This window comes from Lacinutrix salivirga, assembly GCF_053604675.1.
This window is the reverse complement of record NZ_JBSHNP010000088.1, coordinates 84,979-107,099: the sequence shown is the minus strand read 5'-3', so window position 1 is coordinate 107,099 and position 22,121 is coordinate 84,979. Positions and strand designations below refer to the sequence as shown.

Below are 22,121 nucleotides of genomic sequence, written 5' to 3'. Positions count from 1 at the left end.
AAACTTATAACAACAAAAGACCACATTTGAATCTTAACATGAAAACACCTAATTTTATACATAACAAAAAACCAGAGAAGTTAACTTCTCTGGTTTAATTTATTTTTTAAAAACTGTCAACCTATTTTAGGACGACTCAGTTTATAATATTGTTTAATTCCAGTTTTCTTCAAAGTCTAAATTATCGTAGTCATCAATATCAAAATCATCATCAAATTCGTTAAAATCATCATCGTCTTCGGCTTCAAACAGTCGTTCTGGAGCAGTATCTGGTACTTGTCCTTGAACGTACATAAGGTTTGGGTAGTCCATACCTTCGGCTTCATCAACAATTTCGGCTAATTCTACAAAAAACGTCCACATGCTTAAAAAATCGTAAACATAGATCAATTTGGTTTGTGCTTCGTGTACAGTATCTTCTAGTTTAGTTTCATTCATTAAACGTAGGCTATTGCCTGTTTCGCTCATGTCGAACAACGAAATTTCTTCACCTTGTTCCCAATCTTCATTACTTACATAAAACGATGCCATTTCTGTACCATCAAAACCAAAAGATTGTGTTATTATGTTGTGCAAATCTTCTAATGTATCGCTTTCGCGAATTTCTAAATCACGAAAAATATCTTCTTCTGTATCGTTGTCTAAAACAACTCTAAATCTGTAAATCATACTCTAATTTTTGGTTTGCAAAGGTACAAATGCTTCCGCATTATTTTCAGAATTAAAAATACTTTTCCTTCTGCTTTCTAAATATACATAAAATTGAATTCCGAATAAAATTGTTGCTATGACTAAGTGTAAGGGTTGCGATAAAAATGGGAAATCGAAATAATACATTGCAATACCTGTAATAACCTCTAAAACAATACAAAGGAGCACCAAATTCATTTTATTATAACCTAAGTTTAATTTTCTGTTTCTTAAATATAACCACACATTTGTAAAAAATACTAGGAAGGAAAATGTACGATGGATATAAAAATTTAAGGTTGGATTTTGCAACCATAACTCCTTAACTTGACCAATAGCTTTTACTTGCTCATCTACATGTTCTCTTACTTGTGTTCCTAAAACAGTTTGAATTAAGGTTAATATAATAGCAAAAAGGAGCACGTTTTTAAATTTTGAATCTAAAACTTGAGTTTTAAAGCTGGTTTTTGAAGCAAAAATAAGATACAATATAAAGGCTACAATTACCAATGCCATAACCATGTGAATGGTGATTTTATAAGGCGATAAGTTAGAATCTACAACAGTTTTGCCAAGCCATGCCTGGAATGCCATGCTAAAAACAGTGAGTATGGAGAGTATGGTAATCCACTTGTTTTTGCGCCAAAACGAAAAGGAAATTACTGTAAAAATTAATATAGGAATGCCAGATAATGCGCCAAATAGTCTATTTATATATTCTACCCAAGTATGTAATGGGTTAAATATTGCATAGTCATGCGTAGCATAAGGTTCCCAATTATTTAAGTTTATGGCTTGTGAAGAGTTAAAATTGGTTTTTGCGACTAAAAGTGCTTCGTCCTTTATAATTACAATTCCTTTTTTATACTCGTGGTTGGCTTTAAATTCTAAATCCGAAGCTTGTGTTGGTGGTATGTAATATCCAAAACATTTTGGCCAGTCTGGACAGCCCATTCCAGAACCTGTCATACGTACAACAGCGCCTGCAATAATTACTAAATAGACTAAAACTAAAGCAATTTTAGCCAAGGTTCTAAAGTGTTTTTTCATAGTTGTTTTTCTATTGTGGCGTTTTTTATTGTAATTGCTTTGTAAAACACAAACTGTTTTCCATGGTTTTGTATTGACCATAATTTGGAATAATTTGATAATTACATTTTTTGTAAAACGAAACCGCTTCTACTTGTCTGATTCCTGTTTCTAAAATAGTATGCTTATATCCTAGACTGCTAGCCCAAGTTTCTAAAGTCTTTAAAATATTACCAGCAATACCTTGACCTCTTACTTCTGGTTTGGTGAACATACGTTTAATTTCTACAGATGTGGTATTAAAAGGTTTAAATGCACCACAGCCAACAGCCTCATTGTTTATATAAGCAACAACTACATGATGTAATACATCTATATTGTTAAATTGATTGTAAAATGCATGTTCATCTCCATCTGTAATTTTTAGGTAATTATCTAACTTCTGAACTAATTGAACAAAGTCACTATTACTAGAAGTTGTTCTTACAAGTTTCATCAGTTTACAGTTTTTAATCCTAATTGTTCTCCTTTTTTAAGCATTAAATTAAAAGCAGCTTCGTGTTCGTTTGGGATTTCTCCTTCTAAAATAGCTTCTTTTATCGCTTCTTTAATAATACCAATTTCTTTAGAAGGTTTTAAATTAAAGGCTTTCATAATTTCTTCGCCAGTTACTGGTGGCTGAAAATTACGAACGCTATCTTTCTCTTCAACTTCTATAATTTTATCTCTAACAATTTTAAAATTGTTATGGTATTTATCAAATTTCTTAGGGTTTTTGGTAGTAATATCTGCTTCACAAAGCGTCATTAAATCGTCCACATAATCTCCAGCATCAAACACCAAACGTCGTACAGCAGAGTCTGTGACTGTGTCTTGTGCCAAAGCTATTGGTCGCGAACTCATAAAAACTAATTTCTGAACAAATTTCATTTTATCATTCAAAGGCATTTTTAATCTCTTAAATAAGTGGTACACCATTTTAGAGCCTTCAAATTCGTGAGCATGAAACGTCCAGCCTACTTTTTTACTAAATTTTTTTGTTGGTGCTTTGCCAATATCGTGCAATAGAGCTGCCCATCGTAACCAAACATCGTCTGTGTGTTTAGAGATATTATCTACCACTTCTAAAGTGTGGTAAAAATTATCTTTATGTTTTTGTCCTTCAATTTCGTCTATGCCTTTTAAAGCAGTAAGCTCTGGTAATATATACTCTAATAAACCTGTTTTTTCTAATAGTAAAAATCCAACCGAAGGCACGTCTGTCATTAAAATTTTATTCAACTCCACAACTATACGTTCTTTAGTTATAATTTTAATGCGTTCACTATTTCTGGTAATAGCGTTTAGCGATTCTTTTTCGATTATAAATCCTAATTGTGTTGCAAAACGTATGGCTCGCATCATTCGTAAAGGGTCGTCGCTGTAAGTTATATCTGGGTTTAAAGGTGTTTTTATAATCTTAGCCTCTAAATCGTTAATACCATTAAAAGGGTCGAGTAGGTCTCCAAAATTAGCTTCAGATAAATTTAATGCCAATGCATTTATGGTAAAATCTCTTCGGTTTTGGTCGTCTTGCAAGCTTCCGTTTTCTACAATTGGATTTCTGCTATCTTCTGTGTACGATTCTTTGCGAGCGCCAACAAATTCAACTTCAATACCATCATACATTAACATAGCAGTGCCATAGGTTTTAAATACTTGTACTTTTGGTGAGTTGGGTAAGTTTTTGGCCACTTGTTTGGCTAAAGCAATACCACTACCAACAGCAACAATATCAATATCTTTTGCTGTGCCACGTTGTAATAAATAATCGCGTACAAAACCTCCAATTACGTAAGCGTCTAGTTGCAATTGCGAAGCAGATTCCGAAATGATTTTAAAAATAGTATGTTGTAAAGCGTCTTTGTAATTCATCTCTAAAGATGCAGGATTTAGTTCCTTATTATTTTAACAATACCACTATTACTTAATTTAATAACTGTAGATGGTTTTGTGTTGTTTTTTTCGTCTTGCAAATTTACGACATAATCCACACCTTTTAAAACAGCATCAGAGATTTCTTTAAAGGATTTTGGTGTTGGCTCACCACTAATATTTGCAGAGGTAGAGACTATTGCGCCATTAAATTTTCTAAGAAGTCTAAAACAAAATTCATTATCAGGAATTCGAATAGCAATAGTATTATCTTCAGCAATTAAATTAGGCGCTAAATTTTGAGGCTCGTCGTAAATTATTGTGGTTGGTGTTTCGCTAATATCAATAATATCTAAAGCCGCTTCAGGAATTTTTTTTACGTATTTTTTAAGCATTCTATCGTCTGCAACCAAACAAATAAGTGCTTTGCTATCTGCTCTTTTTTTTAGCGCAAACACCTTTTTTACTGCATCGCTATTGTTGGCGTCACAACCAATGCCCCAAACTGTATCTGTTGGATACAGGATAAGTCCACCAGCTTTAAGTGTAGCAATTGCTTGTTCTATTTCTTTAGATGTTTTCTGATTCAAAATTATAGCATATTATTTAGTAATATTGCAAATATACTTTACTTTAAATAATGAATTCTAAATCCAACCAAACTTTTGTATGCTGCACAATGTATCATGTATATATTGCTATGCTGAAGGCTTTTCAATATAAAAAAGAAGGACAACAATCACTTTTAATTTTATTGAAAGATGGTGTGGATGAACCTAAAAATATTTATGATGCTGTTGAAAAAATTGGTGTGTTTAACGATGTTATTTTAATACATGGCTACACACTAGTACATAAAATGAAGAAAAAAATAGGTATGGCAAACTACCTATTTAATAGAAGCCGTAGTTTGGTTAAGCATTTTGAAAAGCACAATCCTAATTTAGTCGAAAAGAAAGCGTTTATTGAAAATTCTGAAATTAATTTATTTCAAATAAATAGATCCAAAGCGTATTTTTTAATTCAGTTTAAAAATAATTTTTTTAGAATGTTTGAAGATGGCGTTGGTACCTATACAGAGCGATTAAAACTACCACGTTTAATTATGCGAAAGTATGTATTGCGATTTCCATTATTAAAAGGATATGATCCGCAAGTAAAAGAAGTTTTAGTGCGTTATCCTAAAAAAATGAACGATCCATATTTAGCTAAAAAAATTCGTAAATTAGACTTAGAAGCTATTGAGAACTCGCTAACCGAACACGAAAAGAAAACCATTGTTAAAGGCTTTTTAAACAATTTTGAGATTACAGAAAACAGCAATAGAGCACTAATAATCACACAACCTTTATCGGAATTTAATATTACAACCGAAGCGAAAAAAATCGCTGCCTATAAAAGTATTATTGACCGTTGTAAAGCCGAAGGATTTGAGGTGTTTATTAAAAACCATCCTCGAGATTTAACCAATTATTTGGAGATTGATAATAGCATCACAGTTTTGCCACAACAATTTCCATTAGAGGTTTTAAACCTTAGCGAAACATTTAACTTTAGAATAGGATATACACTATTTTCCACAGCTTTAGAGAATATAAAACACGTGGAAGAAAAGGTGTTTTTAGGTAAAGAGTATTTAGACACTGTTTAATAAATTTGAGTAATACAACTAAATTATGAGTACACATTTAGTAAAAGTAGTTATACCAATATACAAAACTAATTTAACCGAAGGCGAGCAAAAGTCGCTAAACCAATGTGTAAAATTATTAGGTGAATTTCCTATAGTGTTTATGCAACCAGAAACTTTAGATACTTCAGGTTTAAGTTTTAATGGATTGATTAAAAAAGAAACTTTTGAGGACAACTACTTTAAAAGTGTGTTTGGGTATAACGAGCTTATGTTATCTGATGTGTTTTATGAGCGTTTTACAGATTCCGAATATATACTCATTTATCAACTCGATGCTTATGTGTTTAAAAACGAACTAAAAGCATGGTGTTTAAAAGGCTACGATTATATTGGAGCACCTTGGTTAGCATCTCCAAACACGCTTGTTAATAGGTTTATAAAATTGTTTCATTCTAAGCGAAAAAAAGAAAGAGAAGTGATATTTTTTAAAGTAGGTAATGGTGGTTTTTCTTTACGAAAAGTAGCCACTAGTTTAAAAATTGCTAAAGAATTAAAGCCAGAAATCGCAGAAAATCTAAAACGCGATAAAGACGATTTTTGGATTATGGAAGATGTGTTTTGGTCGCTAAAAGTGCCAGAATATTTTCCTGATTTTAAAATACCACATTATAAAGAAGCTATTGGTTTTGCAATGGATAGAAAACCAGAATTAGGTTTTAAACTCACTAACAACCAATTGCCCTTTGGTTGCCATGGTTTTGAAAAAAGCAAAGTAAAAGCCTTTTGGGAAGATAAGATTAAGTAGTCTTTTTTGTTTGGAAGCTGTTTTTTGGTCTAGTTGAGCGCAGTCTAGACCCAAATATTTTAAATCAATAAAACCTCTTATTCTCAATACAAATTTTATGCACTTACAGACAAAAATTCACTCGAATTGACGCGAATTTATAAAGCAATTATTAATTATAAAGTGCTATTAGATTTATCTGGTCGAGCGCAGCCGAGACCTTGTAATTGTTATATGTTAATTGTCTAACAACCCTTCGTTTAAAATAAACTCGCACCATTTCCAATCTATGGGATTGTCTATATCTGTTGAGGTTAACGCATCCATTTCGTATTTTTTTATGTGTTTGAACTCGCTCATTTTTTTCGTTTTCAACGATTCAATATTAATTACATAAATGGCTCCATTATATTCCCAAACTTTAGGTGTATCTTGTCGTCTTGTAAAACTCCCTTTTTTAGAAATCTCCAAGAAACCAGTGCTGTTTTCTTCAAATATATTATAATAAGGATTTGCTTCAGACTCTTTTACAGAAACTACCATATCTAAGTTTTTATTAAATAAACTAATAGCATTTTCCACTTGTTTTACAGTTCTAAAAGGCGAAGTGGGTTGGAGTAGTACTACAGCATCAAATTGTACTCCTAAATTTTCGTAATGCGCAATCGCATGCAAAAGCACATCCTGTGATGAGGCTTGGTCTGTTGCCAAATGCTCTGGTCTTAAAAAAGGGACTTTAGTGCCTAAATCTTCTACTATGTTTTTAATCGCTTCATCATCTGTAGAGACACAAATAGTTTTTTCTATTGGTAGTGCTTTTGCAACCTCAATACTGTATTGTATAAGTGGTTTGTTATTAAGTAGTTTGCTATTTTTTTTAGGAATGCCTTTGCTGCCTCCTCGAGCAGGAATAATAACTAAGTAGTACATGGTTAAAATCTTAAGTGCTTAATATCCTCTTGTGCTTTTTCGTAATCTTCGTGCTTCCCAATATCTAACCAATAGTTTAAAATAGGATAGTTAATGACTTTTCGTTTTTCGGCGATTAGAGCTTCAATAAAATCGGTTGCATTAAAAAAAGTGTCTTTTGGAATAAGGTTTAAATAGCTTTTATTAAAAATATATATTCCTGCGTTAGAGTAGTAGGTGTATGTTGGTTTTTCTTTTAAAGAGACCACATAATTGCCTTTTGTTTCAACAACACCATAAGGAATATCAACTTTATAAGGAATGGTGCCTACAATCATGTCGCCTTCATTTAAAATAAACTCATTAAACATATCTTCAAAGTCAATCGTGGTTAATAAATCGGAATTCATTAACAAAATATAGTCATTATAAAACGTGTCGATATACTTAATCGCTCCAACAGTTCCAAGAGGTTGATCTTCTTTTATAAAATTAATATTTAAGTCGTTGTTATTGTTTTCTTCATAAAAATCAACGATTTGATTCCCTAAATAATTAATAGTGATGTTAAGATTTCTAATCCCAAAAGAGGCTAAATTATCTGTATTGTATTCAATAATGGGCTTGTCTCCAACTTTTAGTAATGGTTTTGGTGTGTTTTCTGTAAGTGGTAATAAACGTGTGCCTTTTCCGCCAGCCATAATTACGGCATCGATAGGTAAAATGGCTTTCATTTTAGAAATATCAATAATCCTAACTAAAACACCATCTTTATCAATTATTGGAATTAACGTAATATCTCCTCGTTTAAGTAAATCTAACTCTTGTTTATTAGTCGTATTTTCTTGAATAAATTTGTAAGTTTTATGCGCAACTTCAGTCACTACAGTCTCTAAAGTAAAGCCTTTTAAAAAACCACGTCTAATATCTCCATCAGAGAGCGTGCCTACCAATTTATTAGTGCTATCAACAATAAAAAGTGTTCGTCCACGCGATTCGTTTAGCTTTTCTAAAGCGTCTTTTATTGTTAATGTATTAGCAATTATATAAGTAGTATTCATAGTTTTAAATTATAAATCGTAAAATGATTTTTCAATTGAAGTTATTGTGGTTTGCTTTAAAACAGACATAATGTTTTTAGTAGCATTGCCTTCTCCATAAGGGTTTGTCTGTGTTTCTATTTCTTTTTTAAATGAAGCAGAAAGGCCTTTTTTTATGGCTTCGGAAATGGATTGTTTATTAGGCTCACAATTAATAACACTGGTTGGCATTAAACGTCCTTTTTGACGATTGCCAATGTTTATTGATGCTTTTTTAAATAACGGAACTTCTAGAATTCCACTTGAAGAATTCCCGATAACTACATCTACAAATTGTAATGACGATAAATAGCGTAAATGGCCTAAAGACTTAAAAGCAATAGCTTTGTTTGGGTTTTTAGCTACATAATCGTCGATCATTTTTATTAGTATGCCACCATCTTTGTCAGCATTTGGCTTGGTAAAAATTAGTGTTGTATGTTCTAAAACATCCAAGGCCTCCAATAATTCTTGAAACTGTTTTTTAGCTGAATTATTCTCTAAAGTCACAGGATGAAAGGTAACAGAAACGGCTTGTTCATCGAGTTTAAAGTCAATAGCTTTTTCAAATTCTTGTTTCGATAATAATGGAAGCGATTTTATACTATCTATTCCAATTGCTCCTACAGTAAACACTCGATTAGGATGTTCGCCTAATTGGATAACTCGTTTTCTATACACTTCTGCAGATGTAAAATGAAGATAACTCATTTTTGTTATGCTATGTCTAAAGGCTTCGTCGTAAGCACCTTCGGTAGTTTCTCCACCATGAATATGTGCAATTGGTAAGCCTTGAATATATGCAGCAGTTGCAGCAGCAAAAATCTCTGAACGATCGCCTAAAACAATCACTAAATCTGGAGTTAAACGCGAAAAAGCTTCAGCAAAACCTGATAAAGTAGTTGCTGTAGATTTAGAGATTCCAACAGCAGTATCTGCATCTAAAGCACTATCAACAGTTGTGGTAATTATAAAGCCATCAGCTTCAATAGCTTGGTAAGTATTGCCATAAACTTTAGATAAATGCATACCTGTTACGTAGAGTTGTAACTCAAAATCAGGATCGTTATCCACTGCACTTATTAAAGGTTTTAATAAGCCATACTCTGCTCTTGTACCAGTTATAATAGCTATTTTGGTCATATTAAATCGTCTTCAAGATACTCTTTTGTTGCCTTTGTGCCTAAAATGTGTTCCCATTGCATAGCAGAAATACCATGTCCTGGTCTTTTTGTTGTGATATTATTTTCTGTAAATACATCACCTTTTTTTATTGTTGTACTTGCTACAATACTTTTTCTGGCAATGTCTTTATTTTTAAGTTCGCTAGGACTAGGCTGTTTAATTCCGTTTCCAAGCGCTTTTTCTATATTTCTTATAGCTAAAACCATAGCTTTTAATTCCTGAGGTTCTAAAGATGCTTTGTGATCAGGCCCTTCCATAGTCTTGTTTAAAGTAAAATGCTTTTCGATTACAGTGGCACCTAAAGCTACAGCAGCAGTTGGAATTTCAATACCTAAGGTGTGATCCGAATAGCCAATTGGCACATCACATGCCTTACCAATTGTTAGCATAGCGTTTAAATTTACATCTTGCATTGGCGTTGGATACTCTGTATTACAATGTAAAATTGTGATGTCTTTTTTAAACGCTCCAAATTGTAATAATACAGCAACAGTGTCTTTAATTTCTTGTAAATCTGCCATTCCTGTTGAGATAATTATTGGTTTCCCTAAACCTCCAATTTTTTTCAAATAGGGATAATTGGTGAGTTCTCCTGAAGGAATTTTAAACAAATCTATAGGCAAATTATTTAAAAAATCAATACTCTCTAAATCGAATGCAGTGGATAAAAATTTAACCGATTTCGATTTGCAATAGTCCATTAAAACATGATGATCGTCTTTGCTTAATTCTAATTGCTGAAGCATTTTAAGCTGAGAATCATCTTCATTGTTAGTGTTTTCTTTTTGGTACGACGCTTTTAGAGCATGTTTACTTACTAATTTTTTAGAATTAAAAGTTTGAAACTTTACATAATCCACACCAGCATCTGCAGCAACATCAATTAGTTTTTTGGCTAAATTAATGTCTCCATTATGGTTTACACCAGCTTCCGCAATAATTAGTGTTTTAGGCATCTTTAATTTCTTTTGCAGGTACTCCAATTAATGTTTTGTTATGTTCAACTTGTTTTGTAACAACTGCTCCAGCTCCTATAGTATTTCGGTTTCCAATACTTAAATATTGAAGAATAGTAGCGTGTGTACCTATTAAGTTTTCGTCTAAAATAGTTATTCCTCCAGAAATTACAGCACAAGGATTAATAACGTTATAAGAACCAATACTAACATCATGACCAATATGTACTCCTCTATTAATATAGTTGAAACTCCCTAAATTAATATCCACAGTTAACACTGAAGCATTACAGATAGTATTGCCTTTGCCTAATGTAACAGAATTGTCTAGTATTACATTAGGATGAATCATATTAGGAAACTCAATATTTGATTTTTTTAAATATGAATTTAATACTGTTTGCAAACGTTTACTATTTCCAATAGCCATTACAATGGCACAAGATTGCGTTTGCGTGTTTAAAAAATGGGTTTCGTCTAGTATTAGATACTTTTTTTTTCCAATGGTGTGATACTTGTTTTTAGCATTAAAATCTATAAACCCTTTAAATTCGTATTGTTTGTGTTTCGCGTTAACCGTTTGCACTAACTGAAAAATTTCTTTAGCTGCTCCACTGGCTCCAACAATATATAAAGGTTTCATTTTTTACAATTTAGTTTAAATTATAGTCGTACTACTAGGTACATTCACTATGGTGTTAGATAAGTGTTTGGCATTGTCTAAGTTGCCAGTTTCAGCAGATTTAAACATGTCTAACTCATTCATTAATTTCCAGATTGGTCTGGTCATTACATTATTTTGGTTGGTTATTTTTAAAAAATTATCGCGAACGCTTTCACTTTCTAATTGGATCGCATTGAGCCAATAATTTGAGGTCGAGTGCTCTGGTTCTGTTATAAAATTATAACCATTGGAATCGCAAAAAGTGGCGTAAGCATTAGCAAGAGCTCTTTTGTTTTTTAGAATTTCTGGCAAACTCTCCATTTGCGCACAACCTAAAGCTGCGTTTAGGTTTGGTAATCTGTAATTATAACCAATACTATCGTGCACATAATCCCAACTGTGTGGCACTTTTGCAGTAGTAGTTATGTGTTTTGCTTTTTTTGCAAGCGCTTCATTATTAGTAATAATCATGCCTCCACCACCTGTAGTTATGGTTTTGTTTCCGTTAAAACTTAATGTGCCTGCAAGTCCAAAAGTTCCTGTGTGTTGTTCTTTGTAATAACTTCCTAAAGATTCTGCTGCATCTTCAACTAAGTTAATGTTATATGTTGTGCAAATTGCAGCAATTTCATCAATTTTTGCAGGCAAACCAAAGGTATGCATTGGTACAACAGCTTTAATTCGTTTGTTGGTGTTTTTGTTAATACACTCTCCATTAATTTGCTCTGTATTCTGCTTTAAAAAATGCTCTAATTTTTCTGGCGACAATCCCAAAGTCGCTTTATCCACATCAATAAAAACAGGTTGTGCACCAATATAACTAATGGCATTTGCAGTAGCAATAAAGGTTAAAGGTTGCGAAATCACTTCGTCGTTTTGTTTTACATCTGCAAGTAATAAGGCAATGTGTAAAGCAGCAGTGCCATTAACGGTTGCTATGGCATATTTTGCACCAGTAAACTTGGCTACGCTATCTTCAAACTTATTAACGTATTCGCCAACGCTAGACACAAAAGACGTGTCTATGCAATCCATAACATATTTCTTTTCGTTGCCTTTAAAACGTGGAATGTGCAAAGGAATAAAATCCTCGGTTTGGTATTTGTTTTTTATAAAATTTATTAAATCAGAATACATTAATTACATTTTTGAGTCTAAATACTTCCCAGTTTCTTTGTGCTTAAAGTTAGGAATCATTTCATGAAATAAAGATACAATATCTTGTTTAGTCCACGCTTTATTTGCTCTTAATTGCGCAATACTTTGAGAAAAGTACTCTAATTTTTCAGTATTTACACTTAGTTCATTTTTTATAATACCAAGATTTTCGAATCTATTTAAATCTAAAGTTTCGGTTCCTGTGTAAAATTCTTCAAAATCTTTTTCGCCTGTTGTTGTACTTTCTGTAAATAAACAAGGCCATTGGTTGTGGTCTGGTAGTGTTTTTACTAACTGTCTGGCTTGCTCTTCATCTTCACACAAATAAGGCGTTAAGTTTCTGTTTTCTAAATATTTTATTGCAATATCTGCAAAGCTAATTAGGTGTAAATCTTCATTCAATTTAGGAAAAAATATGTCTCTATTGTCACCAAAAATACAAGACATTAAACATAACTCTCCAGATTCTTTTGGGATTACGAAATAGCGTTTAATATCGTTTGGTGCTACAATAGGTTGGTGTTTTTTTATACGCTGATCAAATCCATGCAATAACGAGCCATCCGAAAAGGCTACATTAGCAAATCGTGCTGTAGAAATGGTGATATCTTTGCTATACTTCATTAAATACATTTCCATAATACGCTTGGATGCTCCCATCATATTCACTGGGTTTGCCGCTTTATCTGTGGATACGCAAAAGTATTTTTTTACCTTATTTGCAATAGACTGCTGTATTGTTTTTTCGGTATTAAAAATGTTTACTTCTAACATTCGCATTAAAGTAAATGGATCTTTTTCGCTACGTACGTGTTTTAATGCTGAAAGATTTAGCACATAATCATACTTACCATCTGCAGCAATAAAGGCATCATATTCTACAGAGCCAATGTCTAGCGCAAAGGTTTTAAAATCGCCATCGATATACCCAAAGGAGCTTCTGATGTCGCGAACTAATTCGACTAAATTATTTTCGCTAATATCTACAACGTGAAGTTTTTTTGGTTGTCTTTTAAAAATCTCTTTAGTAACCGCTTGTCCAATAGAGCCTGCTCCTCCAATAACTAAAAAGCGCGAAGAAGACACTATTTTTTTTAATTCTTTAGTGTAGGTTTTAATATCGTTTGTAAACAATTCATTAGATCTACCTATTAAATTTAATATGTTCATTTTACTGCTTTTTAATCAATTTTTCTGTACATAGTCCACAGCTGAATATAGCGTTTAAACACCGAAAACGCGTGTACATAACTTATAATAAATCCTTCTTTACCATCCATAAAACCCAATCTTAAAAAGTATTGATGCATAAACCTGTACCAAGGTCTAAATAGAAAATGATACAGGTTTGGTCGTACATTTTTTTTGTACAGTTCCTGTGCTTGTAGTTTACTATAATGACTTAATTTTTGGTTATAAGTATCGAAATCTTTATAAGTTTGATGGTTTACACTATGTTTTAAAAGACCTATTTTTTCTGAAGTCTCAATAGTTTCATGTACTGCTTTCCCATTGTATTTACAATAGTTTTTATTAAATAAACGTACTGCAATATCGGTTTGGAATCCAGAATATTTAATGCGTTTTCCCATAAAATGGAAATCGCGTTTTACATTGTAGGCTTTTAGAGGATTACTAGAATTTACTATAGTTTTAATCTCCTGTGCTAATGCTTCAGGGATTTTTTCGTCTAAATCAAAAAAAGTAACCCAATCGTATTTTGCTTGTGCAATAGCAAAGTTTTTTTGTGCAGAAAAATTATCGAATTTTCGTTGTATAATTTTAACGTCATATTTTTCGGCTAAAGCCACTGTTTTATCAGTACTAAAGGAATCTACGATAATAATTTCGTCGGCAAATGAAAGGCTTTCAATATAGGATTCTATATTTATTTCTTCGTTATATGTAATAGCGAGAGCGCTTATCATTTAATAGAATTTCAGTTTTTTGACAAATATAACTATTAGGCTTTATATATTTGTGAGCAGTAGTCATCATTTTAAAAGTTATGCCAAAGTTACCCATTTTAATGTACCATAGTGTAACACCTCACCACAAGGAGAGTAAGGGATTAACCATTTCTAAAACCAAACTTAACGAACAGTTTAAGTTTTTAAAAGAAGCAGGTTATACTACCTTGCATTTTGCCGATTTGCAGACCATGACATCACCAAAGGATTTCCCTGAAAAGGCTATTATTATCACTTTTGACGATGTGTATGTTAACCAGTTAGAGTATGCGTATCCATTACTTAAACAGTATGGTTTTAAGGCTTGTTTTTACATTCCGTTTGAGTATGTTGGCGAATCCGATACTTGGAATACTGGTTCTGAGCCTATTATGACTGTTAAGCAATTAGCGTCTTTAGATCCAACAATTATTGAACTTGGCTTACACTCGTTTTCGCACCAAAATTTTAGCGACATCACACTTAGTGAAATCGATCTTGATTTTAAAAAAACCGAAGCGTTTATAGCCCAACACCAATTGCCAGTTAGTAATGTTTTGGCGTATCCTTATGGAAAATATCCGAAAAAACAACAGCAACAAACCTATTTTTTCGATTTACTAAAAAGCTACAAAATAGCGTATGGATTGCGAATTGGGAATAGAGTAAATAGCTTCCCTTTTAAAAATAATTACGAAGTGCAACGTTTAGATATTAAAGGTGAAGATACTTTAACCGATTTTAAGCGGAAGATTAGGAAGGGGAAACGTTGGTTTTAGGTTGAAGTGGCTTTTTTGTAGAAAAATGGAGGGTTTGTTTAATGTGTTCTGATATCAAACGTTGTTTTGTTTTATATCATTCGTTAAACGAAACTAGCGTTTTTTAGGTTTAGAAACAAACCAAATTATTTGAGTGTGTAATTGAAATTAGTGAATGCTAAATGCTGATTTTTTGTTGGTAGAAAACTTCAAAAAAGGCTATTAATAATTTTTCTATTCTATTTTTTGCAAGTCACAAATAATATTCGAAAAAGTTATAAAATCACAAATAGGTAAATTTATTTCCCATAAATAATAATCATATCTAGTATTACGATCAAGGTCTATTTTTGGTGGAATTTCAGTTATTTTTCCTTTATAAACTTGTTTAATTTTTGTGGTCAACTCTACAACTTTATGTTTCTCAGGGTTTCTTCTTGGGTATTTTAATTTGATTTCGGATGTAGTAATAAATAGATGAAATATTGGAACTAAATTTGAAGTAAAAAGATAATTTCCTCCATTATTTATTCTATATTTTGAGAATCTATTTCCCAAAAAAGCATGCAAGGAATCAAGATTGTCTTTTTCATTTTGCGAAACATAATTTTTAGTGTTCTTTTTAGATAAAATATATTTTATAAAATAATTATAAATCTTATTGTAATCTTTGTTTTCTTTAAAATGAAGTGCAATATCGATTGAATATAAGTCTGAAAACTCGTATAAATTCATACTGCTCACAATAGTTTCACTTTCATTAATATAAAGTTTTGTGTGGAGCCCATTTATTTGATTCAATTCAATTCCGAGATTTTGTAATACCTGAAAATCTTTTTCCTTTATTTCACGAAAATAAAATTTTACTTCAACTCCTCTTTTTATTGCATTTTCAAGACTAATTAATATTTTTCTCCATTTAGATAAATCTAAATATGGTGTTACTGCGTAGAATTTTTCATCAGCTTCAGTTATTAATGTTGAAATTTTTGCTCCAATTTCATTTGGGTTTATAACTTCCATTCAAAATGCGTTTTGATATTAAACGTTTTGTATTTTAATAGCATTCATTTAACGAATCTACCAATTTTCAGCATCAGAAACAAACCAAATTATTTAAGAGCTTTAATTAGTTTTATCGAATCCCACGCTTTAACAACATTAATTTTACATAGCGCGAAAACACACCATACGCATTTATACTTGCTACAGCTAGACCAGGAATACCATCTAAAAAACCACCACGTAAAATATAACTATTAAAAAACCTGTAAAAGGGTTTAAACGCTAAGTGAAAATAGGTTGCTTTTTTGCCTTTATCTAGCATTTGTTGCGCTTGGAACCAAGCGTAACTGTCTTTTTTGCTTATGTAATGCATTAAGCCTTTATAGGTAAAATGCAATACAGGATTTTTTAGTTTACCAATGCTACCTTTTACAATTAGTTTTTCGTGAACAGCACCTTCAAAATGGCAAGCGTCTCGCTTTACTAATCGCGTAACAGTATCGCTGTGATGGTACAAAAACCGATTCATGTAAAAATGCGGGAAATTAAGTTTGTATCCAGCATATTTGTTGGTATCTATGGCTTGTAAAATTTCTTGTTTTAGTGCATTTGGTATGCGCTCGTCGGCATCAATAAACAACACCCATTCTCCTGTTGCAAATTGTAAAGCGTGGTTTTTTTGGTTGGAGAAGTTATCGAATTTTCGGTGTACTACTTTGGCATTAAACTGCTCTGCTATAGCAACTGTTTGGTCTGTGCTTAAGGAGTCTATTACAATAATTTCGTCTGCAAACCGTACCGAACGCAATGCTTTTTCAAGATAGTCTTGTTCGTTATAAGTTGGTATGATTACAGAGAGTGTTGCCATTATATTTTATAAACACAAATTTACAATTTTATTTGAAAGCATTAAAGGAATTATGATGCCTTCCGCTTTAAGCGAAAACAGAAAAATTAATTAAATATGTTTATCTTTGCTTTGTAATAAAAAGAAGCATTTTATGAGCGGATTGCCTATTTCTGTAATAGTGAGTACTTATAATTCTGAAGACTGGTTAGCCAAAGTTTTGGAGAGCTACAAGCATCAGGATTATGATAATTTTGAAGTGATTGTTGCAGATGATGGCTCGCGAGAAACTACTAAAAATTTAATTGATAGTTTTAAGGCAGATTATCCTGTAAACTTACGCCATATTTGGCATGAAGATAAAGGCTACAGACGACAAGAGTTGTTAAATAAGTGTATTGTACAAACTGCACACGATTATATTTTAATGACAGATGGCGACTGTATTGCACGTACAGATTTTGTATCTACTCACGCAAAATATGCTGAAGAAGGGTATTTTTTATCTGGTGGTTATTGCAAATTAGATATGCCAACTAGCAAAAAAATTGAGTTAGCAGATATTGAAAACGAAAATTGCTTTAATCCGGAATGGTTAAAAAAACAAGGTGTTTTAGGCACAAAGCAAAAATTAAAATTAAGTGTTGGCGATAAGCTTGCTAGTTTTTTGGATGTAGTTACACCAACAGGAGCAACATTTAACAACTGTAACTCTTCTGCTTGGAAAAGCGATTTAATTGCTATTAATGGTTATGACGAGCGTATGCAATATGGTGGACCAGATAGAGAACTAGGTGAGCGCTTGGTGAATCTTGGTATTAAACCTAAACAAATACGTTACAAAGCCATTTGCTTGCATTTAGACCATCCTCGTGGTTATAAAACTAAAGAATCTTTAGATAGAAACTTAGCTATTAGAAAAAACACCAAAGTGAATAATGTGATAAAAACACCTTATGGTATTGAAAAGTTAACTACTAAAGATTAAATTTTTTTATACACTCCAATTTTCCAGAAGTTTTCTGGATGGCTCCCAGTTATTGTTTTAAATTCTAAATGCTTTAAGAGGTCTTTCTCAAAATAAGGCCAACAATTAAACTTGTCTTTATACACCGAATTAATTACTAATCCATTTGGTTTTAAATGCGCAAGCACAGTGTTTAATACTTTTGCACGTTCGTTTTTATGGATGTAATAAAAGGACTCATTAAAAATTATAGCATCGAATAGTAATTCTGGTTTATAAGTATGGATGTCTGCACAAATAAACTCGGTATTTTTATAATTTAGTGTTTTTGCACTAGTTATGGATACTTGCGAGAAATCGATGCCAATATATTTTTTATAGTTTACAGCTTTTAAGTAGTGTAATAAAATACCTTCTCCACAACCAAGCTCTAATAGTGTAGCATTATTGGGAGCAGATTTTAACACAAAATCACCAATGGTTTTATATCTTTCGGCTTCTTCTTTGCCTTTTAACTTTTCCCATTTGCCATTTTTGTATTGACTGTTCCAGCGTTGTTTCCGTTTCCAAAGTCTAAATTTATCTACAATATTCATGCGTTGTTTTTAAGGTGCTGTTTTAAAAACACGTTGAGTTTTGGTAGTATTAATTCTGGTGTTAACTGTTTGTACATAAAACTTGGATCGGCTTCAATTTTACGTCTTTCTGCTCTATCTGTTGAAAATAAATCGGGTTTTTCTTCTAATAAATGAATGGAAGTATGTGTTTTGCCATCTTCAAAACTTGCCCAATGGTCTTTAATCACATAAGGTGAGAAAATGGTAAATGTAGGTTTGTCTAAAGCTTTAGAGATATGGATAATTCCGCCTTCGTTACCAACCAGAATAGCACATTTATTCATAAGTTTAATAAATCCTCTTATGCTGTCTTCGTAAATATCTATAACTATAGCGTCTTTGTGTTTACACTGTTCGTAAATACTTAAAGCATCTTCTTTTTGGTGAGGTGCGTAATTAAATAAAACATTCACTTCAAAATTGGCTGTAATAAAATCTATAAGCTCTACAATATACTCGTAAGGCATCGATTTTTGTGGTGTGCTGCCTAAAACGCCAAGCATAACAAAAGGGTTGTTGTACTGCTCTAATTTGTTGTAGCGTTGTTCTTCTTCAGTTAAATAAATTTGAGGTTCGTACACTATTTTGTCTTCAGGAATATCAAAAAAGGAAGTGACTAAACGTATTCTGTCTTCTATAACTTTTCCACAAACTTTAGTTTTATGGTCTAAAAATGGAACTGTATGCGTGTAAAAAGGTAGTATGGTTTTTCGATTTCTTTTTTTGAAACTTATTCGCATTGGAGCTTTAGAGAATAAGCAAATTAAGCGACTTTGAAGCTTAGCGTAAGGGTCGAAAATAATATCGTATTTTTCTTTTTTAATAGAAGAAATTAAACGGAATAGATTGCCTATTTTCTTTAGCTCTTTATCGTTAATAGTAATAATATTATCAATATTCGGATTATTCTCAATTACACCAGTCGTGTAATCGTACACTAAATAGTCTATTTGACTGTCTGGAAAAATGGTTTTCATGTTTTGCGCAATGACCGAAACGATTAAGACATCACCAATTCGTTTATTTTGAATTACCAGAATTTTTTTCATACTATTTACTGCAAACAGAGCTTTTTTATAAAGAACAATGCAAAATATTATTTTTTCGGCTTTAATTAAAATATGAATTCATATATCTTTGAAAAATCTCAAAATAAGTAAGCTATTATACATATTCATCCAAAATATAAGCATTTAGAAGCGCAATTGGCAGATTGTATTTCTAATTTTAATAGTGAAGGAGATTATGTCACTAAAGGGCAACGTAATGTTATTAAGCGTTTTACTATAGAAGGCGAAGCGATTAATATTAAGTCCTTTAAAACACCAAATACATTTAATAGTTTTATTTATAAATACATTAGACCCTCTAAAGCTAAACGCTCTTTTGAGTATGCTAAAACACTAATTGCTAGTCATATTTTAACACCATTCCCAATTGCTTATGTAGAGCAGAGTAGTGGTTTGGGTTTAAAGGAGAGCTATTACATAAGTAAACAGGTTGATTACGATTTTGATTTTAGAGATTTAATACACCAGCCAAAATTTGAGAATAGAGAAGAAATCTTAAAACAGTTTACGGAGTTTACTTTTAAGCTACACGAAAATAATATTAACTTTTTAGACCATTCTCCAGGCAATACCTTAATTGTAAAAAACGAAAATAATTACGCTTTTTATCTTATTGATTTAAACCGAATGCGCTTTGAAACACTTAATTTTAATAAGCGTATGCATAATTTTAGACGTCTTTGGTTGTCTAAAACTATGGTAAAAATAATGGCCAAGAAATATGCAGAATTGTATGGCGAATCTTATGACAAAACACACGATTTAATGCTAAAGCATAGTCGAGATTTTCAACGAAAAATTAATAGTAAAAAGCTAAGACGTAGTGGAAGGAAAATGCGGTTTGGAAATTGATTTTTTATTAATTATCAATTAACAATTAACAATTACCAGTTATCAATAATTATTTTCCAACAATCGAATAAATCTACACCCAATCACCTAAACTGCAACATTATGCTCACGCAAAGCATCGTTTAGTGACGTCTTTTTATTAGTACTTTCTTTACGCTTACCAATAATTAAAGCACAAGGCACATTATAATCTCCAGCAGGAAATGTTTTAGTGTAACTACCAGGAATAACTACAGAACGAGCTGGCACAATACCTTTCATCTCTATAGGTTCATTTCCAGTAACATCAATGATTTTTGTACTCATAGTTAGCACAACGTTTGCACCTAAAACCGCTTCGGTTTCTACACGTACGCCTTCAACAACTATACAACGCGAGCCAATAAAAGCACCATCTTCTATAATTACAGGAGCAGCTTGTAGAGGTTCTAAAACGCCTCCAATCCCAACACCACCAGACAAGTGTACATTTTTACCAATTTGCGCACAACTCCCAACAGTTGCCCAAGTATCTACCATTGTGCCCTCATCTACATACGCACCAATATTTACATAACTTGGCATTAAAATAGTGCCACTAGAAATGTAAGCACCATGTCGTGCAACAGCATGTGGTACAACTCTAACACCTTTTTCTTTGTAGCCTTTTTTTAATGGAATTTTATCATGATACTCAAAAATACCAACCTCTAAAGTTTCCATTTTTTGTATAGGGAAATATAACACTACAGCTTTTTTAACCCATTCGTTAACCTGCCAACCCTTTGTAGTAGGTTCTGCAACACGTAATGTGCCTAAGTCTAATAAATTAACCACTTCTCTAATCGCTTTTTGAGTTGCTTCTTCTTTTAAAAGTGCACTGTTGTCCCAAGCGTTTTCTATGGTTTGCTGTAATGTGCTCATAAATCATTGAATTTTCAACAAATATAAACTGTAAAAATGAATTATGGCACGAAATTTTATAGGATAAGACTATAAAAGTTTAAATTTGCACAAAAAATTAATAAAAAAATAGTCGTTTTTTTGAGTAACATATTATGGCAAGAATTTTAGCAATAGATTACGGAAAAGTAAGAACAGGAATCGCTGTGACTGATGAGCTTCAAATTATAGCTTCAGGACTTACAACTGTGGCTACAAAAGAATTGTTACCATTTTTAAAAAACTATTTAAATAAAGAAAAGGTAGAGTTGTTTTTGGTTGGTGCTCCCAAACAAATGAATAACGAGGTGTCAGAGAGCGAAGCATTAATTCTTCCGTTTTTAAAAACATTAGAACAACAATATCCAAACATACCAATGGAAAGAGTAGATGAGCGTTTTACCTCAAAAATGGCATTTCAAACCATGATTGATAGTGGTTTAAAAAAGAAACAAAGAAAAAATAAAGCATTACTAGACGAAATTAGTGCAACAATAATTTTGCAAAGTTACCTTTACAACAAATAAAAATTACATGATATTACCAATTGTAGCCTATGGCGACCCTGTTTTAAAGAAAAAAGGAAAAGAAATTAATAAAGACTATCCTAAGCTAGACACACTTATCGAAAACATGTACGAGACCATGTATGGCGCTCATGGTGTAGGTTTAGCAGCTCCTCAAATAGGATTACCAATACGCTTGTTTTTGGTCGATGCCTCTCCATTTGCAGAAGACGACGTGTTTACTTCAGAAGAGCAAGAAGAATTAAAAGTATTTAAAAAGACCTTTATTAATGCCAAAATTTTAGAGGAAAAAGGCGACGAATGGGCTTTTAACGAAGGCTGTTTAAGTATTCCAGACGTGCGCGAAGACGTGTTTAGAAAACCAGATATTACTATTGAATATTACGACGCGAATTTTAAAAAACATACCGAAAATTATTCAGGATTAATAGCACGAATTATTCAACACGAGTACGATCATATTGAAGGTGTTTTGTTTACAGATAAACTATCGTCATTAAAAAAACGTTTAATAAAAGGAAAATTATCTAATATTTCTAAAGGGAAAATTAGCATAGATTACAGAATGCGTTTTCCTGATATGAAAAAGAAAAGATAATTGTTGCAA

25 protein-coding genes are annotated in these 22,121 nt (G+C 32.1%); 7 read left to right on the top strand and 18 right to left on the bottom strand.

Annotated features, from left to right (window positions below):
* Positions 1-153: 153 nt before the first annotated feature.
* From ACVC5O_RS04825 to ACVC5O_RS04805, 5 genes are read right to left on the bottom strand one after another with little or no spacing between them, the layout of a single operon-like run.
* The gene (locus ACVC5O_RS04825; protein ID WP_452220338.1) at positions 154-669 is read right to left on the bottom strand and encodes an IS1096 element passenger TnpR family protein; all 516 of its coding nucleotides are present in this window, start codon (positions 667-669) and stop codon (positions 154-156) included.
* A gap of 3 nt (positions 670-672) precedes the next feature.
* Positions 673-1,740 (bottom strand): COX15/CtaA family protein, encoded by a 1,068-nt coding sequence (locus tag ACVC5O_RS04820; protein ID WP_452220337.1) that lies wholly within the window; start codon positions 1,738-1,740, stop codon positions 673-675.
* A 25-nt stretch (positions 1,741-1,765) separates the two neighbouring features.
* Complete coding sequence (locus ACVC5O_RS04815; protein ID WP_452220336.1) at positions 1,766-2,215, bottom strand: GNAT family N-acetyltransferase; 450 nt, start codon at positions 2,213-2,215, stop codon at positions 1,766-1,768.
* Complete coding sequence (locus ACVC5O_RS04810; protein ID WP_452220335.1) at positions 2,215-3,633, bottom strand: CCA tRNA nucleotidyltransferase; 1,419 nt, start codon at positions 3,631-3,633, stop codon at positions 2,215-2,217. Before ACVC5O_RS04810 ends, ACVC5O_RS04815 begins: the two co-directional genes overlap by 1 nt.
* 17 nt (positions 3,634-3,650) lie before the next feature.
* Positions 3,651-4,223 carry an L-threonylcarbamoyladenylate synthase gene (locus ACVC5O_RS04805; protein ID WP_452220334.1) on the bottom strand — a complete coding sequence of 191 codons (573 nt, stop codon included), beginning with the start codon at positions 4,221-4,223 and terminating at the stop codon, positions 3,651-3,653.
* 50 nt (positions 4,224-4,273) lie between these two features.
* On the opposite strand from ACVC5O_RS04805, the gene ACVC5O_RS04800 reads away from it, so the two are divergent.
* Entirely contained in the window at positions 4,274-5,284 is a 1,011-nt protein-coding gene (locus ACVC5O_RS04800; protein WP_452220333.1) for a polysialyltransferase family glycosyltransferase, read from the top strand.
* Positions 5,285-5,309: 25 nt separating this feature from the next.
* Positions 5,310-6,071, top strand: coding sequence for a DUF5672 family protein (locus ACVC5O_RS04795; protein WP_452220332.1), 762 nt, complete (start codon positions 5,310-5,312; stop codon positions 6,069-6,071).
* Between the two features lie 216 nt (positions 6,072-6,287).
* Here ACVC5O_RS04795 and ACVC5O_RS04790 read toward each other — a convergent pair whose 3' ends face one another.
* Genes ACVC5O_RS04790 through ACVC5O_RS04755 form a run of 8 tightly spaced genes read right to left on the bottom strand, consistent with a single transcriptional unit; the run spans position 6,288 to position 13,929 of the window.
* Positions 6,288-6,980, bottom strand: a complete 693-nt coding sequence (locus ACVC5O_RS04790) for an acylneuraminate cytidylyltransferase family protein (protein WP_452220331.1) — start codon at positions 6,978-6,980, stop codon at positions 6,288-6,290.
* A 2-nt stretch (positions 6,981-6,982) separates the two neighbouring features.
* Positions 6,983-8,020: a nucleotidyltransferase family protein gene (locus tag ACVC5O_RS04785; RefSeq protein WP_452220330.1), complete on the bottom strand. Its 1,038-nt coding sequence runs from the start codon at positions 8,018-8,020 to the stop codon at positions 6,983-6,985.
* 9 nt (positions 8,021-8,029) lie between these two features.
* Positions 8,030-9,181 (bottom strand): UDP-N-acetylglucosamine 2-epimerase, encoded by a 1,152-nt coding sequence (gene neuC / locus ACVC5O_RS04780; protein WP_452220329.1) that lies wholly within the window; start codon positions 9,179-9,181, stop codon positions 8,030-8,032.
* On the bottom strand, positions 9,178-10,179 hold the full coding sequence (neuB, locus tag ACVC5O_RS04775; protein WP_452220328.1) for an N-acetylneuraminate synthase: 1,002 nt from the start codon (positions 10,177-10,179) through the stop codon (positions 9,178-9,180). Before neuB ends, neuC begins: the two co-directional genes overlap by 4 nt.
* Positions 10,172-10,822 (bottom strand): NeuD/PglB/VioB family sugar acetyltransferase, encoded by a 651-nt coding sequence (locus ACVC5O_RS04770; RefSeq protein ID WP_452220327.1) that lies wholly within the window; start codon positions 10,820-10,822, stop codon positions 10,172-10,174. The genes neuB and ACVC5O_RS04770 overlap by 8 nt, the downstream gene beginning before the upstream one ends.
* Before the next feature lie 15 nt (positions 10,823-10,837).
* The gene (locus ACVC5O_RS04765; RefSeq protein ID WP_452220326.1) at positions 10,838-11,980 is read right to left on the bottom strand and encodes a LegC family aminotransferase; all 1,143 of its coding nucleotides are present in this window, start codon (positions 11,978-11,980) and stop codon (positions 10,838-10,840) included.
* Between the two features lie 3 nt (positions 11,981-11,983).
* Positions 11,984-13,171, bottom strand: a complete 1,188-nt coding sequence (locus ACVC5O_RS04760) for a UDP-N-acetylglucosamine 4,6-dehydratase (RefSeq protein ID WP_452220325.1) — start codon at positions 13,169-13,171, stop codon at positions 11,984-11,986.
* Between the two features lie 11 nt (positions 13,172-13,182).
* Complete coding sequence (locus ACVC5O_RS04755) at positions 13,183-13,929, bottom strand: glycosyltransferase family 2 protein (protein ID WP_452220324.1); 747 nt, start codon at positions 13,927-13,929, stop codon at positions 13,183-13,185.
* An 80-nt stretch (positions 13,930-14,009) separates the two neighbouring features.
* Here ACVC5O_RS04755 and ACVC5O_RS04750 point away from each other — a divergent pair, with 80 nt between their 5' ends.
* The gene (locus ACVC5O_RS04750) at positions 14,010-14,729 is read left to right on the top strand and encodes a polysaccharide deacetylase family protein (protein ID WP_452220323.1); all 720 of its coding nucleotides are present in this window, start codon (positions 14,010-14,012) and stop codon (positions 14,727-14,729) included.
* Positions 14,730-14,942: 213 nt separating this feature from the next.
* On the opposite strand, the gene ACVC5O_RS04745 is transcribed toward ACVC5O_RS04750, so the two are convergent.
* A complete protein-coding gene (locus ACVC5O_RS04745) occupies positions 14,943-15,731 on the bottom strand; it encodes a hypothetical protein (RefSeq protein WP_452220322.1) in 789 nt (262 codons plus the stop codon).
* Between the two features lie 112 nt (positions 15,732-15,843).
* Positions 15,844-16,581, bottom strand: a complete 738-nt coding sequence (locus ACVC5O_RS04740; RefSeq protein ID WP_452220321.1) for a glycosyltransferase family 2 protein — start codon at positions 16,579-16,581, stop codon at positions 15,844-15,846.
* A 133-nt stretch (positions 16,582-16,714) separates the two neighbouring features.
* Here ACVC5O_RS04740 and ACVC5O_RS04735 point away from each other — a divergent pair, with 133 nt between their 5' ends.
* A complete protein-coding gene (locus ACVC5O_RS04735) occupies positions 16,715-17,548 on the top strand; it encodes a glycosyltransferase family 2 protein (protein WP_452220320.1) in 834 nt (277 codons plus the stop codon).
* On the opposite strand, the gene ACVC5O_RS04730 is transcribed toward ACVC5O_RS04735, so the two are convergent.
* Positions 17,545-18,123, bottom strand: a complete 579-nt coding sequence (locus ACVC5O_RS04730) for a class I SAM-dependent methyltransferase (RefSeq protein WP_452220319.1) — start codon at positions 18,121-18,123, stop codon at positions 17,545-17,547. The genes ACVC5O_RS04735 and ACVC5O_RS04730 overlap by 4 nt on opposite strands.
* Positions 18,120-19,193, bottom strand: coding sequence for a glycosyltransferase family 9 protein (locus ACVC5O_RS04725; RefSeq protein ID WP_452220318.1), 1,074 nt, complete (start codon positions 19,191-19,193; stop codon positions 18,120-18,122). The genes ACVC5O_RS04730 and ACVC5O_RS04725 overlap by 4 nt, the downstream gene beginning before the upstream one ends.
* Before the next feature lie 156 nt (positions 19,194-19,349).
* On the opposite strand from ACVC5O_RS04725, the gene ACVC5O_RS04720 reads away from it, so the two are divergent.
* Complete coding sequence (locus ACVC5O_RS04720) at positions 19,350-20,066, top strand: lipopolysaccharide kinase InaA family protein (protein WP_452220317.1); 717 nt, start codon at positions 19,350-19,352, stop codon at positions 20,064-20,066.
* 87 nt (positions 20,067-20,153) lie between these two features.
* Here the strand turns inward: ACVC5O_RS04720 and ACVC5O_RS04715 are convergent, their stop codons facing one another.
* Positions 20,154-20,969, bottom strand: coding sequence for a 2,3,4,5-tetrahydropyridine-2,6-dicarboxylate N-succinyltransferase (locus ACVC5O_RS04715; RefSeq protein WP_452220316.1), 816 nt, complete (start codon positions 20,967-20,969; stop codon positions 20,154-20,156).
* Between the two features lie 134 nt (positions 20,970-21,103).
* Here ACVC5O_RS04715 and ruvX point away from each other — a divergent pair, with 134 nt between their 5' ends.
* Both ruvX and def read left to right on the top strand, forming a co-directional pair.
* Positions 21,104-21,514 (top strand): Holliday junction resolvase RuvX, encoded by a 411-nt coding sequence (ruvX, locus tag ACVC5O_RS04710; protein ID WP_452220315.1) that lies wholly within the window; start codon positions 21,104-21,106, stop codon positions 21,512-21,514.
* Positions 21,515-21,521: 7 nt separating this feature from the next.
* A complete protein-coding gene (def, locus tag ACVC5O_RS04705) occupies positions 21,522-22,112 on the top strand; it encodes a peptide deformylase (RefSeq protein WP_452220314.1) in 591 nt (196 codons plus the stop codon).
* Positions 22,113-22,121: the final 9 nt, after the last annotated feature.

What these genes read in the sequence shown, in the direction of transcription:
- ACVC5O_RS04825 (WP_452220338.1), bottom strand. Translation starts at nt 669, where the DNA reads ATGATTTACAGATTTAGAGTTGTTTTAGACAACGATACAGAAGAAGAT.
- ACVC5O_RS04820 (WP_452220337.1), bottom strand. Translation starts at nt 1,740, where the DNA reads ATGAAAAAACACTTTAGAACCTTGGCTAAAATTGCTTTAGTTTTAGTC.
- ACVC5O_RS04815 (WP_452220336.1), bottom strand. Translation starts at nt 2,215, where the DNA reads ATGAAACTTGTAAGAACAACTTCTAGTAATAGTGACTTTGTTCAATTA.
- ACVC5O_RS04810 (WP_452220335.1), bottom strand. Translation starts at nt 3,633, where the DNA reads ATGAATTACAAAGACGCTTTACAACATACTATTTTTAAAATCATTTCG.
- ACVC5O_RS04800 (WP_452220333.1), top strand. Translation starts at nt 4,274, where the DNA reads ATGAATTCTAAATCCAACCAAACTTTTGTATGCTGCACAATGTATCAT.
- ACVC5O_RS04795 (WP_452220332.1), top strand. Translation starts at nt 5,310, where the DNA reads ATGAGTACACATTTAGTAAAAGTAGTTATACCAATATACAAAACTAAT.
- ACVC5O_RS04790 (WP_452220331.1), bottom strand. Translation starts at nt 6,980, where the DNA reads ATGTACTACTTAGTTATTATTCCTGCTCGAGGAGGCAGCAAAGGCATT.
- ACVC5O_RS04785 (WP_452220330.1), bottom strand. Translation starts at nt 8,020, where the DNA reads ATGAATACTACTTATATAATTGCTAATACATTAACAATAAAAGACGCT.
- neuC (WP_452220329.1), bottom strand. Translation starts at nt 9,181, where the DNA reads ATGACCAAAATAGCTATTATAACTGGTACAAGAGCAGAGTATGGCTTA.
- neuB (WP_452220328.1), bottom strand. Translation starts at nt 10,179, where the DNA reads ATGCCTAAAACACTAATTATTGCGGAAGCTGGTGTAAACCATAATGGA.
- ACVC5O_RS04770 (WP_452220327.1), bottom strand. Translation starts at nt 10,822, where the DNA reads ATGAAACCTTTATATATTGTTGGAGCCAGTGGAGCAGCTAAAGAAATT.
- ACVC5O_RS04765 (WP_452220326.1), bottom strand. Translation starts at nt 11,980, where the DNA reads ATGTATTCTGATTTAATAAATTTTATAAAAAACAAATACCAAACCGAG.
- ACVC5O_RS04760 (WP_452220325.1), bottom strand. Translation starts at nt 13,171, where the DNA reads ATGAACATATTAAATTTAATAGGTAGATCTAATGAATTGTTTACAAAC.
- ACVC5O_RS04755 (WP_452220324.1), bottom strand. Translation starts at nt 13,929, where the DNA reads ATGATAAGCGCTCTCGCTATTACATATAACGAAGAAATAAATATAGAA.
- ACVC5O_RS04750 (WP_452220323.1), top strand. Translation starts at nt 14,010, where the DNA reads ATGCCAAAGTTACCCATTTTAATGTACCATAGTGTAACACCTCACCAC.
- ACVC5O_RS04745 (WP_452220322.1), bottom strand. Translation starts at nt 15,731, where the DNA reads ATGGAAGTTATAAACCCAAATGAAATTGGAGCAAAAATTTCAACATTA.
- ACVC5O_RS04740 (WP_452220321.1), bottom strand. Translation starts at nt 16,581, where the DNA reads ATGGCAACACTCTCTGTAATCATACCAACTTATAACGAACAAGACTAT.
- ACVC5O_RS04735 (WP_452220320.1), top strand. Translation starts at nt 16,715, where the DNA reads ATGAGCGGATTGCCTATTTCTGTAATAGTGAGTACTTATAATTCTGAA.
- ACVC5O_RS04730 (WP_452220319.1), bottom strand. Translation starts at nt 18,123, where the DNA reads ATGAATATTGTAGATAAATTTAGACTTTGGAAACGGAAACAACGCTGG.
- ACVC5O_RS04725 (WP_452220318.1), bottom strand. Translation starts at nt 19,193, where the DNA reads ATGAAAAAAATTCTGGTAATTCAAAATAAACGAATTGGTGATGTCTTA.
- ACVC5O_RS04715 (WP_452220316.1), bottom strand. Translation starts at nt 20,969, where the DNA reads ATGAGCACATTACAGCAAACCATAGAAAACGCTTGGGACAACAGTGCA.
- ruvX (WP_452220315.1), top strand. Translation starts at nt 21,104, where the DNA reads ATGGCAAGAATTTTAGCAATAGATTACGGAAAAGTAAGAACAGGAATC.
- def (WP_452220314.1), top strand. Translation starts at nt 21,522, where the DNA reads ATGATATTACCAATTGTAGCCTATGGCGACCCTGTTTTAAAGAAAAAA.